This window comes from Microbacterium sp. zg.B48 (genome assembly GCF_024623505.1).
In the GTDB taxonomy this organism is placed as follows: domain Bacteria; phylum Actinomycetota; class Actinomycetes; order Actinomycetales; family Microbacteriaceae; genus Microbacterium.
The window spans coordinates 105,438-120,744 of record NZ_JANJFE010000017.1 but is presented as its reverse complement, the minus strand read 5'-3'; the positions used below and the strand labels follow the sequence as shown (position 1 = coordinate 120,744).

The window sequence follows — 15,307 nt, the reverse complement described above, 5'->3', positions numbered from 1 at the left end:
TCCTCAGCGAACACCACATAAACCCCGCCCAGGGCTACTGGCGCAACCAACTCACCCCACCCGGCCGCTGGCCCCACAAATGACAGATGTCTCGCGACATATGAGACATATGTCGCGAGACATCACACCGTGGCGAGTGAGGGATTCGAACCCCCGAAGGCTACGCCGGCTGATTTACAGTCAGATCCCTTTGGCCGCTTGGGTAACTCGCCAGGCGCGCATCCGTCCGGCTTTTCCAGTCGACCGAAGGCGCGAGCACCCATCCTACGCGTCTGACGCGCACCACGAAAATCCAGGCCCGCGGACACGCTGCGCGGACAGCCGTCGAAGTCTCAACGACCCCGTCGACAGCATCCGGCCGTTCGTCCGTGCGTGCGAGCGGGCACGGTTCAGGTGCCGATCGCGTCCATATCCACGGCGGACAACGACTCCGGAAGTCTCAGCAGCGCGCCTTCGTATCGGCATGTCGCGGCCGCGACGTCCATCGCCCGCTCCAGGATCGCCCCCCACTCGTCCTCGTCCGCGGGCGCTTCGTCGACGAGCGCCGCAATGGCCGCGGCGAACGCAGCGTCTCCGGCACCCATCGTGTCCACGATCCGTCCGGGCAGGTCGGAGATCGGCCGCGTCACGACGGTGTCTCCGGCCTCGATCGTCGCCCCCGCGCTGCCCTCGGTCGCGAGCACGGCGGCGGCGCCAAGATCCAGCAGACGGGCGCGCAAGGCATCGAGCGGCTGGTCGTAGAGGAGCGTGGCGTCGTCCTCGCCCACCTTGACCAGCGCTGCTCGGGACGCCAGGCGCTCGAAGCCGCGCACGAACTCCTCCCGATCGGCGAGCATGCCGGCCCTCGGGTTCGGGTCGATCGCCAGGATCGCCGAGGATGCGTGGACCGCTTCGGCGAAGCGCCCGGTCTGCGCCGCGTCGTCGAAGGGGAAGCAGCTGACGGCGACCAGGGCGGCGGCATCGATCGCCGCACGCTCCGCCTCGCCGAACGTGATGGACCGCGCCTGCGCCGCGGCGTTGAACTCGTAGACCGGCTCCCCCGTCGCGTTGCGCGTGCTGACCGCCCGCGACGAACCGTGAGCGGACGGTGACGCGATCAGCTCGACGCCGTAGTCGGCGAGGTAGGTGCGGATGTGGGCTCCGGCCTCGTCGTCCCCGACCATGGCGATCAGAGTGGTCGGAACGCTGAGACGGGTCAATCCGACCGCCACGTTGAGCGCGGCCCCGCCGACGAACTCCCGGACACCACGATCGTCGCGCAGCTCGTCGATGAGCGCGTCCCCGATCACCACCACACGGGCGCTCACGCGTCGGCCCGGGCCGACTCGAGGATGCGCTCGACGAACGCCTCCGCACGCCGGCGAGTGCCGTCGATCTTGGCGTCGACGCTCGCTCGCACCTCGTTCGGCGCCAGCGGCGCGGCGAGGCGGACGTTCTCGTGGCAGGAGAGGTCGGTGCAGATGTACGTTCCCACGGTGTCTCCGTTCTGACCCGCCCGACCGGCCTTGCGCGCCGAGAAGAGGGAGACCTGGTCGGCGGGTTGCATGGTGTGGCAGAGGTTGCACAGCGCGGAGCTGACCCGCGCGGTGCCCTCGGCGGCCCGCAGGACGACGCCGATCGGCTCGTCGCCGACCTCGGCGATGAGGTATCCCCGGCCCTTGGTCCGCGGGTCGCGCCACGCCAGGAAGTCGAGGTGGTCCCAGTCGGTCAGCACGAAATCGGGGGGAAGGGTCAGGAGACGCAACTCGTCGTCACCCGCGTTCGCGAGCGCCCCACGGATGTCATCTTCGGTCAACTGGCGCATCGGACCTCCTCGCCGCTGTCCCCGCCAGTCTACGAAGAGCGGATGCCGGCACCACCCCCGCCGCGCTCCGCCCGCGCGCGATCGGCGAGCGCGGAGGGCGCTCAGCGGCAGCGGATCCTGAGCTGGTCCGGCAAGCCCCGATAGACTTCCGCGCATGGCTGATTCATCCTTCGACATCGTGAGCAAAGTCGACCACCAGGAGGCGGAGAACGCCCTCAACCAGGCCCGCAAAGAGATCGAGCAGCGCTACGACTTCAAGGGCACCGGCGCCTCCATCGAGTGGAGCGGCGAATCCGTGCTGATCAAGGCGAACTCCGAAGAGCGGGCCAAAGCTGTGCTCGACGTGTTCCAGTCTAAGCTCATCAAACGCGGCATCTCGCTGAAGAGCCTCGAGTCCGGGGAGCCGTTCGCCAGCGGCAAGGAGTACCGCATCACGTCCACCATCAAGGACGGCATCTCCCAGGAGAACGCGAAGAAGATCGGCAAGATCATCCGCGACGAGGCACCCAAGGGCGTGAAATCGCAGATTCAGGGCGACGAGCTGCGCGTTCAGTCCAAGAGTCGCGATGACCTCCAGGAGGTCATCCGCGTCCTCAAGGCAGCCGACCTGGACGTCGACCTGCAGTTCATCAACTACCGGTAGCGCAGGCCGCCACGGCAGCCCATGGGCTGGGGGCCATGATCGGTGCCAGCCGACCTGATCATCGACTTCCTCCGCGCGCCAGATGTTGATGAGCCGGAGCATCCGTCCGCATCAGTCCAGGACGGGACCGACGCGCGGCCGGAAGCGGGTTCAGGCGTACCACTCGCCGGAGTCTGCCCCACGGCGATGATGCATTCTTCCGCCATCGATCGGCGCGGTGTCGTGACCGGCGAGGTCATGTATCCATGGCGGCTGCTGGTCCATCGTCACCGACCCTGCGCCGACCGTGAAATAGGCGGCGATCGGAGGGCTCGCGACGAACTCTGCCGCGAGGGTGGCGGCTCCGGGGATACGGACCAGGGCGTTGCGCGCGTGCAGATCGCGCATCAGCACGGCGAATTCCACCGGGTCCTCGGATGCCGGTTCCTGCGGGGCGACGGGCAGCTGCGAGCGCAGGTCATCGACGATCTCCTGCCGCTGGCCAGCGGAGAGCCGAGTGAAGGCGGCCGCGTACGCTCGGTCGGCGACGCTCGCGGGGACATTCCCCAGGACATACGCGTACCGGGCGATCTGCTCCTCTTCGCTGATCGCGCTCGGTGTGCGGCGCCTTCTCACGACCCCTCCTGATCGATGAGCGTCAGCGTACGCCGGCGCGGGCGCGCCGTCGATGGCACTGCCGAGCCTCGACCGCGTTCGCACCGACGTTGTCCGCGGTCACTGTATTCGGATGCGCTCGTCGTGGTCGTCGAGCACGAATGCCGTTCTGCGCCGCCGAGGCGGAGCTGCCTCAGAGGTCCTCCGGTGCGAGGTCCCCTTGTCCGTCCTCGCCCAACGCCGCCTCGATGGGGCTGTCCCCCTGCGACTCGGGCTGTATTGCCTCGCGCGGCAGATCGGAGGCCGGAATCTGGTCCTCGTCGGTGCGGACCTCGGCCGGGTCCGCTCCGGTCGCCGTCGCCGCGTCGAGCTCCTCCGGATCTGCGCCCTCGTCCAGGGCGATGGTGCGATCCCACTCCGCCTGCGCGGGATCCCGGGTCGGGTCCGGCTCGATCGAGGTGTCCTCGTCGCGCAGCGGCTGAACGCTGGTGGTGGGATCGGCAGTGTCGGCGGAGTCGCCGGTGGGTGTGCTCATGGTGTTCATGCTTCTGCGCGCACCGCCGATCTGTCTCCCCTCTTGCGCCCCGACGGCCGCCGCGATACCGGCAGGGGCGCGCACGCCGATCGCTCGCCGTGTCCACCGAAGTGCCGACATACGGATCGCGCAGAATTTCCTAGGCTTGGTCATGCAAGCACCGCCCGCCGACGCGGGAGCAGACGGGATTCGGGTTCCCAGTCTGATTCCTCCCCCAGTAAGCGGAAGAGAGAACCCCGGCGTCCCCCAGCTCCGGGGTTCTCTATCTCCCCGCTGGATGGCGTGCGGGATGCTCCGTGATTGCGGTTCCCCCGGAGATCGAACGACTAGCTGCGAGGCTGTCTCTCCGAGGGAACCCGACCGTGCAACCGCTGGTTCCGCTTCGCCGCGCAGGTGATGCGCTCGGGTGGCGAATGGTGCCGGTCCTTCTGCACCCTAAAGGGTTTCCGCGCCGCGCGCCACGCATTTCTCCCATGATCTTGTGCGCAGCAGTGCTCACACCCGGGCCTGTCGCTGTGGACGCGCGCGGTGCACAATGTCACGCATGAGCGAGGCCCCGCCTGCGGACGCGTCGGAAGTCCCCGGCTCGGGTGAGCGTTCCGCTCCGGCTGAGGCGGACCCGAGCGTCGACCCCCCGGGCGAATCGGATGCCGCACTCGGCCGTCGCGCGCAGATCCTCGCGACCGAGCACTGGGGCCTCCTGGCCGCGCGCAGCACCGCGCAGAGCGAGGTGCTCACACGCATCACCATCTTCCTCACCCTCGTCTCGGCGGGTCTGGTGACCATCGGACTGCTGGGGCAGGCATCCCGTTTCGAGGGGTGGTTCGGCGGAGCCTCGCTCGCGATCCTGGGCTTCCTCGTGGTCATCGGGCTGATGACGCAGACGCGCGTGGGAAACGTCGCCGAGGAGGACATGATGTACGTCGTCGCGATGAACCGGCTGCGCGGCGCGTACGTCGACCTCGATCCCACGGTGGAGGAGTACTTCCTCGCATCCGTCCATGACGACGAGGAGGCGATGAAGCACACCTACGCGTTCCTGCGGCCCCGGAGCGTGAGCGTTCTGGTGGGCAGTTCCGCCATGCTGCTGGTCGTGGTCAACGCGTGCGTGAGCGGACTGCTCGTCGGCGCGATCGTCGTCTCGAGCGGCGGCACCCTGGGGTGGGCGGTCGCAGGTGGCGTCGCGGTCGGACTCATCTACGTCGTGGCGTACTTCGGCTACGGCTGGTGGACCTTCCGCAGCGCGTGGCGACGTTACATTCCGCGTCGCCCCTCGTCCGGTCCGCCTCGATTCTGGAGGCACTGACCTCAGACGTACGCGCCCGGCGACAGCGGCAGCCGCCTGGTGCCGAGGCATCCCATCACCCAGCGGTCCAGCCGTTCGTACGCCTCATCGCGCGCCTCGGCACGGGACAGGAAGACGTCGTGCAGTGCGCCGCGGATCCGCTCGACGGTCACCGACGCGCCCAGATGCAGTGCGGCGCGGGCGATCTCATCCACCACGAGAACCGTGTCGGCACGGGTCAGCTCCTCCGACCAGCGCGTCGGGGTGACCGATCTCGCGGAGAGCAGGACGCAGACCGGAACGTCGATGTCCAGCCCCGCCGCCACCCGCGCATGACCGGCCAGGATCGCGTGCAGCCATGGCGCGTGCACTGTCATCGACACCTCCGGGCGCCAGGCCGGGTTGATCTCCAGCGGCGCCTCGCGCACTTCGCGCTGCGCACGCGAATAGAAGCCGGTGTCCACCTGCGGCAGCGGCTCGAGCGGCCGCAGGCGGGCATGCAACCCGATCATGGGGGCGACTGCGACGCGGGTCATGGCGCTCAACTGGAATTCCAGCCAGGGGCTGTTCAGGATCAGCGCACTGGCCACGCCGGGATGCCGCGCGGCCCACAGGCTCAGGGTGAGCCCGCCGGTCGAGTGGCCGACCAGCACGAGCCGGCGCGGAGACGCGGGCGCATCCAGAGCGCGACCCATTGCCGCGAGGGCCGCCGCGATGTCCTCGTCATAGGTGGCGAGGTCGGTGATGTACCCCGGCGTCTGATCGGGACGGATGCTGCGCCCGTACTTGCGCAGGTCCAGCGCGTAGAAGTCTGCGCCGCGATCGGTCCAGTAGGCGGCCAGGCTGCGCTGGAAGAAGTAGTCCGACCAGCCGTGCACGTACAGCACGTCCACGTCGTGCAGCGGTCGGCGGTCGCCGAGGATCCCGCCGAGAACGGGTCGACGCGCGAGGGCGCGCACGAGCGTCGCGACGACGGGTCCCTCGTCGTCCTCGCCGAGGTCCAGGGTCAGCTGTCGGAACGGCTCCCCCAGGACATCGGCATCCCACTCCCGCGCCATCCGCACAGCCTATCCAGGCGGGTTCGCCGGCACAGATTCCGGCACCGCGTGCGGGCGCGCGGTGCCCGCATGCGCGCGGGCGCGCGCGACCCCGGCGATGCCGAGAGCCGTAGACCGGTGTCGGCGGCAGGGATACTGTCTCCTCGATGAACGCCGCCGCAACGCTGCCGACGCCGCGCCGGGTGCAGGGCACCTATTACACGCTCATGCTGGGCAACACGCTGGCGGCCTCGTTCATCTGGGGCATCAACACCCTGTTCCTGCTGGATGCCGGGCTGTCGAATCTCGAGGCGTTCGCAGCCAACGCGTTCTTCACCGCGGGGATGCTGATCTTCGAGATCCCCACCGGCGTGGTGGCCGATACGGTCGGGCGCCGAGCGTCCTACCTGATCGGAACGGTCACGCTCGCCACGACGACGACGCTGTACTGGATGCTGTGGGTGTGGGAGTCGCCCTTCTGGGCGTGGGCGATCGTGTCGGTCCTGCTCGGGCTCGGGTTCACGTTCTTCTCCGGCGCGGTCGACGCCTGGCTCGTGGACGCCCTGCGAGCCACCGGTTACCGCGGCAGCCTCGAGACGGTCTTCGGCCGCGCGCAGATCGTCGGCGGAATCGCCATGCTCGCCGGTTCCGTTCTCGGCGGCGTCATCGCGCAGGTGACCGACCTGGGCGTTCCGTTCCTGGTCCGCGCCGGCCTGCTGGTGGTGACCCTGGTCGTGGCCGCACTGCTCATGCACGACATCGGGTTCGAACCTGAACGCGGCGAGAATCCGCTGCAGGCGACCCGCACCGTCTTCCGCGCGTCGATCACCTACGGTCTCGGCAATGCCCCGGTGCGCTGGCTGATGCTGGCCAGCCCGTTCACGGCCGGCGTCGGGATCTACGTCTTCTACGCCCTGCAGCCGTACCTGCTGGAACTGTGGGGCGACGACGAGGCCTACACGGTCGCGGGTCTGGCCGCGGCGCTGCTCTCCGGCGCGGCGATCGTCGGCGGGGCACTGGCCCCGTGGGTGCGCAGGCTGTTCCGTCGGCGCACGTCGTCGATCGTGCTGGCGACGGTGGCGAGCGCGGTCGTGCTGCTGGGGCTCGGGGTGGTCCGCAGCTTCTGGGCGGCGATCGTCCTCGTGGCGGTCTGGGGTATCGCGTCGGCGATCGATGATCCCGTCCACCGGGCGTACCTGAACGACATGATTCCGTCGAAGCAGCGGGCGACCGTGCTCTCGTTCGACTCGCTGATGGGATCCGGCGGCGGGGTGCTCTTCCAGCCGGTGCTGGGGCGGGTCGCCGACGTCGGCGGCTACGGTGTCTCGTTGATCTGGAGCGGCGTGATCGCTGCGGTCGCGCTCCCGTTCGTGCTGCTCAGCCGTGCCCAGCGGTCACCGGCTGATACGGCGCGCGGCGCAGACGAGGTCGGTGCGAGCGCCGGCGAAGAGCTGCCGCCCACCTGAGGCGGCTCGCGGATGCCGCGACGCGCAGGTGCTGCGCGACTCGGGTCACTCCCCGCGCGAGATGTCGACCATGTCGGGACGAGGCACGACCTTGACCCGCGCGCGCCCGTGCGGGGCGCCGAGACCGATCTCGTGTTCGTCCAGACGGTGCCAGCCGTCCAGGTCGGTCCAGCGCACACCCCGTTCGGCCAGCAGCCGCGGGATCGCCTCCTCCGAGGGGTCGGCCGGCTGCCACCACGAGCCCTGGTCGTTGATGAGGTGGCGCACGGTCTCCATCGCATCCGACTTCGTGTGGCCGATCAGACCGACCGGTCCGCGCTTGATCCATCCGGTCGCGTAGACACCCGGTACGCGGTCGTTGGAGTCCTCCCGCAGCGCCTGCCCCTCGTGATTGGGGATGACGCCGTGACGCTTGTCGAACGGGACTCCGGGCAGGGGTGAGCCGAAGTACCCGACCGCGCGGTAGATCGCCTGGACGGGCACCTCGCGGATCTCACCGGTGCCGGCGACACCGCCCTGGCCGTCCGGTCGCGTGCGCTCCCAGCGGAAGCGGGACACGCGGCCGAATTCGTCGGTGAGCACCTCGAGCGGCTTGGCGTAGAAGTGCAGGTGAAGACGGCGGGATGCCTCTCCTCCGGCATTGTTCACCGACGGCCGTTTGCGCCAGGACTGGAGCACGCGGTCGATGACCATGACCTGCTTGTTGCTCGCGATCGCAGCCCGGGACGCGTCGTCGTAGTCGAAGTCCTCGTCGTAGACGACCAGGTCCACGTCGCGCAGCTCGCCCAGCTCGCGCAGTTCGAGCGGTGTGAACTTCACCTGCGCGGGGCCGCGGCGCCCGAACACGTGCACATCGGTGACGGCGCTCGCGCGCAGCCCCGCGAAGACGTTGTCGGGCACCTCGGTCGGGAGCAGATCCTCGGCGTGCTTGGCGAGCATGCGGGCGACATCGAGTGCGACGTTTCCGTTGCCGATGACGGCGACCGACTCGGCATCCAGGGGCCACTCCCGCGGCACATCCGGGTGGCCGTCGTACCAGCTCACGAAGTCCGCCGCGCCGTACGAGCCGATCGCGTCCATGCCGGGGACGTCGAGGTTCGCGTCGCGGATGGCCCCGGTGGCGAAGATGACCGCGTTGTAGTGACGCTTCAGGTCATCGAGGGTGATGTCCTCGCCGAAGCGCACGTTGCCGAACAGCCTGATGTCGCCGCGGTCCAGCACCTCGCGCAGCGCGGTGACGATGCCCTTGATCCGCGGATGATCGGGCGCGACGCCGTAGCGGACCAGGCCGTACGGGGCCGGAAGCTGCTCGAAGAGGTCGATGGAGACGTCGAACTTGCGCTCCGCCTTGAGCAGGATGTCTGCGGCGTAGATGCCCGCCGGTCCTGCACCGACGATGGCCAGCCTGAGCTTGGTCATGTGGTCCTTTCTGAGGCCGCGGGCTTGGCGAACTACGACACCTGCCGCGACGGGATATGTCAGCTGGAACGGTCGGCGACAGCCTGGGCGAAACGCGTCAGCGCCTCGCGCACCGCACCTGCGGGAAGGGGTTCGAGCGAGGCGATCGCCTCATTCGACCAGGAATGGGCGAGATCGAGCGTGGCCTTGGTGGCCTCGTGCTCCCGCAGTTCGGAGAGTTCGCGATCCAGGATTGCCGGGTCGCCGCCGTCGGCGATGCGCTCCACCCCGTCGTCGATGCGCGCACGGAGGGCCATCGATGCGGCATCCGTCCGCTGCCCGAGGACCAGGTACGGCATGGTGGGCACGCCGGCCCGGAGGTCCGTGCCGGGCACTTTGCCGGTCTCGTCAGGATCGTCGGAGAGGTCGATCACGTCATCCAGCAGCTGGAAGGCCACCCCGACCTTCTCGCCGAACGAGATCAGCGGCTGCTCTAACTCATCCGGGCCGTTGGCGAAGATGAGCCCGGACTGCGCCGCGGCCGCGATGAGCGAACCGGTCTTGTCGGAGAGCACCTGCAGATAGAACTCGACGCGATCATCGCCGTCCTGCGGCCCGACCGTCTCGTGCATCTGCCCGAGGACGAGCCGCTCGAAGGTGTCCGCCTGCAGCCGGATGGCGCGCTCGCCCTGCCGTGCCATGATCTGGCTGGCGCGCGAGAACAGGAGGTCCCCGGTGAGGATGGCGACGTTGTTGCCCCAGACCGAGTGTGCGCTGGGCACACCGCGACGCTTGTCCGCGGCATCCATCACGTCGTCGTGGTAGAGCGAGCCGAGGTGGGTCATCTCCAGCGCGGTGGCGCCTTCGATGACGCTCTCGATCGCCCCGTCGCCCAGCTGGGCGGTGATCAGCGCGAGCATCGGCCGGATCCGCTTGCCGCCGGCTTCGTAGAGGTAGCGGCTCGCTGCGTCGGCGATGCGGTCGGTGACACGCAGCTCCTGCTCGAGGGCGCGGTCGACACGCACGAGGCCGGCCTTCACAGTGGACGCGAGTTTGCGGGAGCGCGGCCCGGCGAGTGTGCGGTCGGTGAGGCCCAGCTTGCCCGCAACCCGCGAGCCGGAAGCTGAGGGAGTCACACCCTCAGCCTATCGGGGTCTGGAGGGGTCGCTCGTGCCGGGGGCCATGCGCTGACTCGCCGGCCGTTCCGGCTTGGTCGCGCGGTGCAGGGCGACGATCCCCAGGGACAGGTTCCGGTAGGCCACATCGGTCCAGCCCGCGTCCCGGATCCATCCGGACAGTGCCCGTTGGTCGGGCCATTCGCGGATCGACTCGTTCAGGTAGTCGTAGGCGTCCGCGTTGGAGCTGACGGTCTTGGCGACCACCGGGAGGATCCTGGCGTTGTAGAAGCGGTACAGCCCCTGAAACGCGCGTGACGGCGGGTGCGAGAACTCGCAGACCACCAGGCGGCCGCCCGGTTTGGTCACCCGCAGCAACTCGCGCAGCGCGCGCTGCGGGTCGTTCACGTTGCGCAGTCCGAACGACATCGTGACGGTGTCGAACTCGTCCGCACCGAAGGGCAGGGAGGTCGCGTCGGCCTGGATGAAGGTCAGATTCGGGATGCCGCCGTGGCGGCGCTCGCCCTCCGCGATCATGCCGGGCGAGAAGTCGGCCGCCACGACGGAAGCTCCGCTCCTGGCCAGGGCCACCGAGCTGGCGCCGGTGCCGGCGGCCAGATCGAGGATCCGCTGTCCGGGCCGCGGGGCGACCGCCCGGGTCGTCGCGGCCCGCCACATGCGGTCGTTGCCCATGCTCAGCACCGTGTTCGTGCGGTCGTAGTTCTTCGCGACCTGATCGAACATGCCGCTGACGCGGGCCGGATCCTTGTGGAGGTCGGCGCGATTGAGCCGGGCGTCGCCCGGGGGCGGGTCGTGCGGACGAGGAGTCACCGGACGAGTCTATTCGCGCAGCCGGTGCCCTCCGCGGCTCTACTCTGCCCGCGCAGACAGGTGCAGGGCGGCGAGCCGGGCCAGCCAGGCATCCGGGGTCGCGTCATCGAACGGGGCGACTTCGGCCCGCACGTACGCCTCCAGGTCGACGGCGAGCGACTCGAGGCGGTCCACGATGTCGAGCGGATAGCCGTACGCCACGCGGTGCTCCTCCCACTCGTCGCGGTCATCGATCCAGATCCCGCGGCCGTCGACGGACTTGACGACATCCAGATCCATATCGATGCCGGTCGGCTCGAGAACACCCTCGACCTCCTGCCAGCGGATGTCCCAGCCCAGGTCGATGTAGATCCGGTAGGTGGCCGGGGGTACGACGTTCACCGTCATGGCATACAGACCGCTCGGCGGCAGCAGCGTCACGCTCGCAGTGTTGACCAGGAAGTCACGCTCCGGGCGGCTGCTGCGCCATCCCGCGGGCTGTCCGAACCAGTCCCCCCACTGGTCCGAGCCGAGGTAGACGCATTCGTGCACCCAGTGCGGGGAACCGTCCCACTTGCGCCAGCGGAACAGGGTTTGCGTTCCCGGCTCAGGACGGCCGGGCGTCGCGGGGTGCGGGGCGCTCATGACGGCACAGCTTAGCCGCGCCACCGGTGACGCTGCCCAGAGGCGATCTGTGCCGTCGGGACGGACGTGGCCCGCGCCGAGGCGGCTCGACTCTAGTCTGGAACGGTGACCGACCCGATCGAACTGCCGACCCCGCGGCTGCGGGTGGTGACCCGCGAGGTCGCGGCGGTCGATGACGTGCTGGCGTATGCGGAGCTGTCCAATCCCACCTATTGGAGCCGCCGCGGCGATGCGATGGCCGCGTACGGCGAGACGACGGCGTTCACCCGGATCGGCCCGGCGACCGGATTCGACTTCGGCCGGCAGTGGCGGGCGCTGGCGGCCGCGGCGGACGTCGATGACGCGGTGGGCCTGCCGGGCACCGGGTTGGTCGCCTTCGGCGCATTCGCGTTCGACCCGCTCTCCCCGACCCCGAGCAGGCTCAGCGTGCCCGCGGTCGTGGTCGGCCGACGCGGTGACCGCTCCTGGGTGACGCGGATCAGCCATGCCGGCGCGATCGAGTCAGAACCCGGCGTCGCACTGCCGGAGAGCACCGGGTACGGCCCGTACTGGGCGGCGACCCTCGGCCCGGGGGCTCTGGACCCGAGCGGTTACCAGGCTGCTGTGCGCAGGGGACTCGATGCCATCGCGGACGGCGAGGTCAGCAAGGTCGTCCTGGCTCGCGACCTGGCGGGTTCGGTCCCGCCGGGCTCGGACCTGCGCCGGCTCGTCCGAGCACTGGCATCCGGTTACCCGGACTGCTGGGCCTACGCCGTCGACGGCCTCATGGGCGCGAGCCCGGAAACGCTGGTGACCGTGTCGGGCGGGACCGTCACCGCCCGCGTCCTGGCCGGCACCGCTCCCCGCGGGGCCGACGCGGATGCCGACACCGCGGCATCCCTGGCCCTGGCGACGAGCACGAAAGACCAGGACGAGCATCTTTACGCCGTGCAGAGCGTGCTGGCCTCGCTGCGTCCGCATACGAGTGTGCTCGCCGCGAGCGAGCAGCCGTTCGCCCTGAAGCTGCCCAACGTCTTCCACCTGGCCACCGACGTGGAAGGCGAGCTGAGCGGCGGCGCGTCCGCCCTCGACCTCGTCGCCGCGCTGCATCCGACCGCTGCCGTGGCCGGAACGCCGACGGATGCCGCCCTCGAGGTGATCCGCCGACTCGAGCCCTTCGACCGTGGCCGGTACGCCGGACCGGTCGGCTGGGTGGACGCACACGGCGACGGGGAATGGGCGATCGCGCTGCGCTGCGCGCAGTTCGATCTGAGCACCGTTTCGCCCGGCGGCACGGGCGATATCCCGCTGCGTGCGCACGCCGGCGCGGGGATCGTGGCCGGCAGCGACCCCGAGGCCGAACTGCTCGAGACGCGGGTCAAGTTCCGACCGATCGTGGACGCGCTGGCATGAGCGGGCCGGTACCCGCACTGCCGACCCGGGGCGACGCGGTGCTCACGAACCTGAGGCTGGTCGACGGCATCGACCCCGTGCCGCGCCACGGTGTCTGCCTTGTGGTGGAGAACGGCCGCATCGCCGCGATCGTGCCCGAACACGACGCACCGGAACCCACGATCGACCTCGGCGGCTCCTACGTCATGCCGGGCCTGATCAACATGCACACCCACTTCTCGCTGTCGCTGCCCGGCCCGGGTGGCGATGCGGTCAGCGCGCTCTCCGCACACGACCTCGCGCTGCACATGGCCGACGGTGCACGGCGCACACTGCTGTCCGGGGTGACGACGGTCCGCTGCGTCGCCGAGAAGGACGGTGCGGACTTCGCGCTGCGCCGGGCCATCCAGCAGGGGCAGGTGGCCGGTCCGCGCATCTTCACCGCGGGCCGAGGCCTGTGCTGCACCGGCGGCCACGGGCATGACACCGGGGACACCGTGGAGTGCGATGGGCCGGATGCGTTCACGCGCGGCGTCCGCAGTCAGCTCCGATCCGGCGCGGATCTGATAAAAATCATGATCTCCGGCGGCATCGCCGGCGAGCACGAGCAGATCACCACCCCGCAGCTGACCCGGGACGAGATGGCAGCCGCGATCTCGACGGCCCATGCCTGGGGCCGCAAGGTGACCGCGCACGCCGGACCGGCGGCGATCATCGCCGAGGCTGTGCAGCTGGGGCTGGACTGCGTGGAGCACGGCTACGAGCTCACGCCGGAGGTCGCGCGGCTGATGGCCGCACGCGGCGTGGCACTGGTGCCGACGCTCGTGGTCACCCGGGCGGGCGCCTTCTTCGACGACCTCGGCGTGCCGCCGTGGATGCAGGAGCGCTCGCTGAACGCCGGTCCGCGCCACCTGCAGTCCTACCGGTACGCGCTGGAGGCCGGGGTGACGGTGCTCCTGGGCAGCGACATGCCGCCCTTCTGGGACTTCGAGGGGACCAGCGCCGTGGTCCGGGAACTCGAACACATGCAGGCCGGCGGCCTGTCCGCGCCGGATGTGATCCGGGCGGCGACGTCCGCGCCCGCGGAATGGCTGGATGCCCGGGACAGCATCGGAACCCTGACGCCGGGACGCTTCGCCGATCTGATCGCCCTGCCCGAGGACCCGACCGTGACGGCCGGCGCGCTGCGCGGTATCGACTTCGTCATGAAGGGCGGCGTCGTGGTCCGCGACGATGAGGGGCGGTCGCGATGACCGAGCCGCAGGAGCCTGACCAGAGTCCACGCACGCAGCTGTACGACCTGAGCGTGGTGGTCGAACGCATCGAGGGCCGCTCGGTGTGCGGGATGAAGGTGGGCGACCGCATCGACCTCGTCCAGAGCAGCCGCCTGTGCCTGCCGGAGGGCGGACATTTCTGCATGTACGCGCTGCAGGCCGTGATGCCCCTGCTGCCGGCGAAGCAGCGACAGCTGCCGCCGGGTGACTGGCTGGAACGGGACGACCTCGTCGCGTGCCCCGATCCCGACGAACGGCTGATCATGCGGATCGTGCGCACCGGCATCCGCTCGATGAAGACCGAGGAACTGACGTGACCTCCTCTCGGCCCGTCCAGATCTCACTGGGACTGCAGACCGACAAGGCTCCCGGCGCGTACGCGGCGCTGGCAGCGCTCGCGGAGGAGGCCGGGTTCGACGGTGTCAGCGTGTTCTCCGACCTGCTCTACCAGCCGCCCGTCGCAGCGCTGCTGGAGATGGCCGGTGCCACCTCGCGGATCCGGCTCGGCTGCGCCTGCTGGAATCCGTACACGCTGCATCCGTACGAGATCGCGGGCCAGTTCGCTGCGGTGGATGCCGCGTCCGCCGGTCGCGCCTACCTGGGCCTCGCGAAGGGATCCTGGCTCGATGCGGTCGGCGTCCAAGTGCGCAGACCGATCAGCCATCTGCGGGACGCGGTCGGGGTCATTCAGGCACTCCTCGGCGGGGACGGTCTCGGCTACGAGGGTGCGGCGTTCCGGGTGGAGCCGGGAGTGCGGCTGCGATATCCCGTGCTGCGGAACCGTGCGCCGATCCTGCTGGGTTCCTGGGGTCCGCTCGGCATGGCCCTGGCCGGCGAGCTCGCCGACGAGGTGAAGGTGGGCGGCAGCGCCAACCCGGCGATGGTCGAGGTCGTCCGGGCGCGGCTGCAGCGCGGGCTGGACCGGGCGGACCGCACCGCGGATGCGGTCGGGGTCGTGCTCGGCGCCGTGACCGTCGTCGACCGGGACGGGGCGGCTGCGCGCCGCCACGCTCGACGCCAGGTCGCGATGTACCTCGACGTGGTGGCCGCCCTGGATCCGACCGTGTCGCTGCCCGATGACCTGCTGCCCGGAATCCGGGCCCGCCTGGCCGACGGCGACGACGACGGCGCCGGGCGGCTCGTTCCGAAGGACGTGCTGGAGCTGTTCGCGTTCTCCGGCACTCCGGATGACATCGCCGCGCAGGCGTGGCGGCTCATCGACGCGGGCGTGGACCGTATCGAGTTCGGCACCCCGCATGGGATCGACGAGGCCGCGGGCGTCGCGCTGCTGGGTCGCGAGGTGCTGCCGCAGCTGGAGGCCTGAGACTCC

The 15,307-nt window shown here is 69.9% G+C and carries 16 protein-coding genes and 1 tRNA gene; 7 read left to right on the top strand and 10 right to left on the bottom strand.

The features are described from left to right. Positions 1–130: 130 nt before the first annotated feature. The 3 genes from NQ152_RS13945 to NQ152_RS13935 all read right to left on the bottom strand — a co-directional run bounded on the left by NQ152_RS13945 (position 131) and on the right by NQ152_RS13935 (position 1,804). Positions 131–212, bottom strand: a tRNA-Tyr gene (locus NQ152_RS13945). Positions 213–389: 177 nt separating this feature from the next. Beyond that, the gene (locus NQ152_RS13940; protein ID WP_257524437.1) at positions 390–1,307 is read right to left on the bottom strand and encodes a PfkB family carbohydrate kinase; all 918 of its coding nucleotides are present in this window, start codon (positions 1,305–1,307) and stop codon (positions 390–392) included. Continuing rightward, positions 1,304–1,804, bottom strand: a complete 501-nt coding sequence (locus NQ152_RS13935; RefSeq protein WP_257503485.1) for an FBP domain-containing protein — start codon at positions 1,802–1,804, stop codon at positions 1,304–1,306. The genes NQ152_RS13940 and NQ152_RS13935 overlap by 4 nt, the downstream gene beginning before the upstream one ends. Positions 1,805–1,958: 154 nt before the next feature. On the opposite strand from NQ152_RS13935, the gene NQ152_RS13930 reads away from it, so the two are divergent. Beyond that, positions 1,959–2,447: a YajQ family cyclic di-GMP-binding protein gene (locus tag NQ152_RS13930; RefSeq protein ID WP_257503486.1), complete on the top strand. Its 489-nt coding sequence runs from the start codon at positions 1,959–1,961 to the stop codon at positions 2,445–2,447. Between the two features lie 150 nt (positions 2,448–2,597). Here the strand turns inward: NQ152_RS13930 and NQ152_RS13925 are convergent, their stop codons facing one another. Continuing rightward, on the bottom strand, positions 2,598–3,062 hold the full coding sequence (locus NQ152_RS13925; RefSeq protein WP_257524436.1) for a hypothetical protein: 465 nt from the start codon (positions 3,060–3,062) through the stop codon (positions 2,598–2,600). A gap of 172 nt (positions 3,063–3,234) precedes the next feature. Then, positions 3,235–3,576, bottom strand: a complete 342-nt coding sequence (locus NQ152_RS13920) for a sugar ABC transporter ATPase (protein ID WP_257524435.1) — start codon at positions 3,574–3,576, stop codon at positions 3,235–3,237. A 544-nt stretch (positions 3,577–4,120) separates the two neighbouring features. On the opposite strand from NQ152_RS13920, the gene NQ152_RS13915 reads away from it, so the two are divergent. Then, the gene (locus NQ152_RS13915; protein WP_257524434.1) at positions 4,121–4,882 is read left to right on the top strand and encodes a hypothetical protein; all 762 of its coding nucleotides are present in this window, start codon (positions 4,121–4,123) and stop codon (positions 4,880–4,882) included. A 2-nt stretch (positions 4,883–4,884) separates the two neighbouring features. On the opposite strand, the gene NQ152_RS13910 is transcribed toward NQ152_RS13915, so the two are convergent. Continuing rightward, the gene (locus tag NQ152_RS13910) at positions 4,885–5,919 is read right to left on the bottom strand and encodes an alpha/beta hydrolase (RefSeq protein WP_257524433.1); all 1,035 of its coding nucleotides are present in this window, start codon (positions 5,917–5,919) and stop codon (positions 4,885–4,887) included. 146 nt (positions 5,920–6,065) lie between these two features. On the opposite strand from NQ152_RS13910, the gene NQ152_RS13905 reads away from it, so the two are divergent. Next, positions 6,066–7,364 carry an MFS transporter gene (locus tag NQ152_RS13905; RefSeq protein ID WP_257524432.1) on the top strand — a complete coding sequence of 433 codons (1,299 nt, stop codon included), beginning with the start codon at positions 6,066–6,068 and terminating at the stop codon, positions 7,362–7,364. A gap of 45 nt (positions 7,365–7,409) precedes the next feature. Here the strand turns inward: NQ152_RS13905 and NQ152_RS13900 are convergent, their stop codons facing one another. The 4 genes from NQ152_RS13900 to NQ152_RS13885 all read right to left on the bottom strand — a co-directional run bounded on the left by NQ152_RS13900 (position 7,410) and on the right by NQ152_RS13885 (position 11,332). Continuing rightward, complete coding sequence (locus tag NQ152_RS13900) at positions 7,410–8,783, bottom strand: FAD-dependent oxidoreductase (RefSeq protein WP_257503492.1); 1,374 nt, start codon at positions 8,781–8,783, stop codon at positions 7,410–7,412. 59 nt (positions 8,784–8,842) lie between these two features. Next, on the bottom strand, positions 8,843–9,898 hold the full coding sequence (locus NQ152_RS13895; RefSeq protein ID WP_257503493.1) for a polyprenyl synthetase family protein: 1,056 nt from the start codon (positions 9,896–9,898) through the stop codon (positions 8,843–8,845). Between the two features lie 9 nt (positions 9,899–9,907). Then, positions 9,908–10,621 carry a class I SAM-dependent methyltransferase gene (locus NQ152_RS13890; RefSeq protein ID WP_374113596.1) on the bottom strand — a complete coding sequence of 238 codons (714 nt, stop codon included), beginning with the start codon at positions 10,619–10,621 and terminating at the stop codon, positions 9,908–9,910. A 126-nt stretch (positions 10,622–10,747) separates the two neighbouring features. Next, complete coding sequence (locus tag NQ152_RS13885; protein WP_257524430.1) at positions 10,748–11,332, bottom strand: hypothetical protein; 585 nt, start codon at positions 11,330–11,332, stop codon at positions 10,748–10,750. A 105-nt stretch (positions 11,333–11,437) separates the two neighbouring features. Between NQ152_RS13885 and NQ152_RS13880 the strand changes: the two genes are divergently transcribed. The 4 genes from NQ152_RS13880 to NQ152_RS13865 are packed head-to-tail and all read left to right on the top strand — an operon-like array spanning position 11,438 to position 15,301. Further along, positions 11,438–12,724, top strand: a complete 1,287-nt coding sequence (locus NQ152_RS13880) for an isochorismate synthase (RefSeq protein WP_257524429.1) — start codon at positions 11,438–11,440, stop codon at positions 12,722–12,724. Continuing rightward, entirely contained in the window at positions 12,721–13,956 is a 1,236-nt protein-coding gene (locus tag NQ152_RS13875) for an amidohydrolase family protein (RefSeq protein ID WP_257524428.1), read from the top strand. The genes NQ152_RS13880 and NQ152_RS13875 overlap by 4 nt, the downstream gene beginning before the upstream one ends. Next, entirely contained in the window at positions 13,953–14,294 is a 342-nt protein-coding gene (locus tag NQ152_RS13870; RefSeq protein WP_257524427.1) for a TIGR04076 family protein, read from the top strand. The genes NQ152_RS13875 and NQ152_RS13870 overlap by 4 nt, the downstream gene beginning before the upstream one ends. Then, complete coding sequence (locus tag NQ152_RS13865; RefSeq protein WP_257524426.1) at positions 14,291–15,301, top strand: LLM class flavin-dependent oxidoreductase; 1,011 nt, start codon at positions 14,291–14,293, stop codon at positions 15,299–15,301. Before NQ152_RS13870 ends, NQ152_RS13865 begins: the two co-directional genes overlap by 4 nt. The last annotated feature ends 6 nt before the right edge of the window (positions 15,302–15,307 follow it).

Excerpts from the sequence above, each read along its gene's own strand:
- NQ152_RS13935 (WP_257503485.1), bottom strand. The coding sequence starts at position 1,804 with ATGCGCCAGTTGACCGAAGATGACATCCGTGGGGCGCTCGCGAACGCG.
- NQ152_RS13930 (WP_257503486.1), top strand. The coding sequence starts at position 1,959 with ATGGCTGATTCATCCTTCGACATCGTGAGCAAAGTCGACCACCAGGAG.
- NQ152_RS13920 (WP_257524435.1), bottom strand. The coding sequence starts at position 3,576 with ATGAGCACACCCACCGGCGACTCCGCCGACACTGCCGATCCCACCACC.
- NQ152_RS13915 (WP_257524434.1), top strand. The coding sequence starts at position 4,121 with ATGAGCGAGGCCCCGCCTGCGGACGCGTCGGAAGTCCCCGGCTCGGGT.
- NQ152_RS13910 (WP_257524433.1), bottom strand. The coding sequence starts at position 5,919 with ATGGCGCGGGAGTGGGATGCCGATGTCCTGGGGGAGCCGTTCCGACAG.
- NQ152_RS13905 (WP_257524432.1), top strand. The coding sequence starts at position 6,066 with ATGAACGCCGCCGCAACGCTGCCGACGCCGCGCCGGGTGCAGGGCACC.
- NQ152_RS13900 (WP_257503492.1), bottom strand. The coding sequence starts at position 8,783 with ATGACCAAGCTCAGGCTGGCCATCGTCGGTGCAGGACCGGCGGGCATC.
- NQ152_RS13890 (WP_374113596.1), bottom strand. The coding sequence starts at position 10,621 with ATGTTCGATCAGGTCGCGAAGAACTACGACCGCACGAACACGGTGCTG.
- NQ152_RS13885 (WP_257524430.1), bottom strand. The coding sequence starts at position 11,332 with ATGAGCGCCCCGCACCCCGCGACGCCCGGCCGTCCTGAGCCGGGAACG.
- NQ152_RS13875 (WP_257524428.1), top strand. The coding sequence starts at position 12,721 with ATGAGCGGGCCGGTACCCGCACTGCCGACCCGGGGCGACGCGGTGCTC.
- NQ152_RS13870 (WP_257524427.1), top strand. The coding sequence starts at position 13,953 with ATGACCGAGCCGCAGGAGCCTGACCAGAGTCCACGCACGCAGCTGTAC.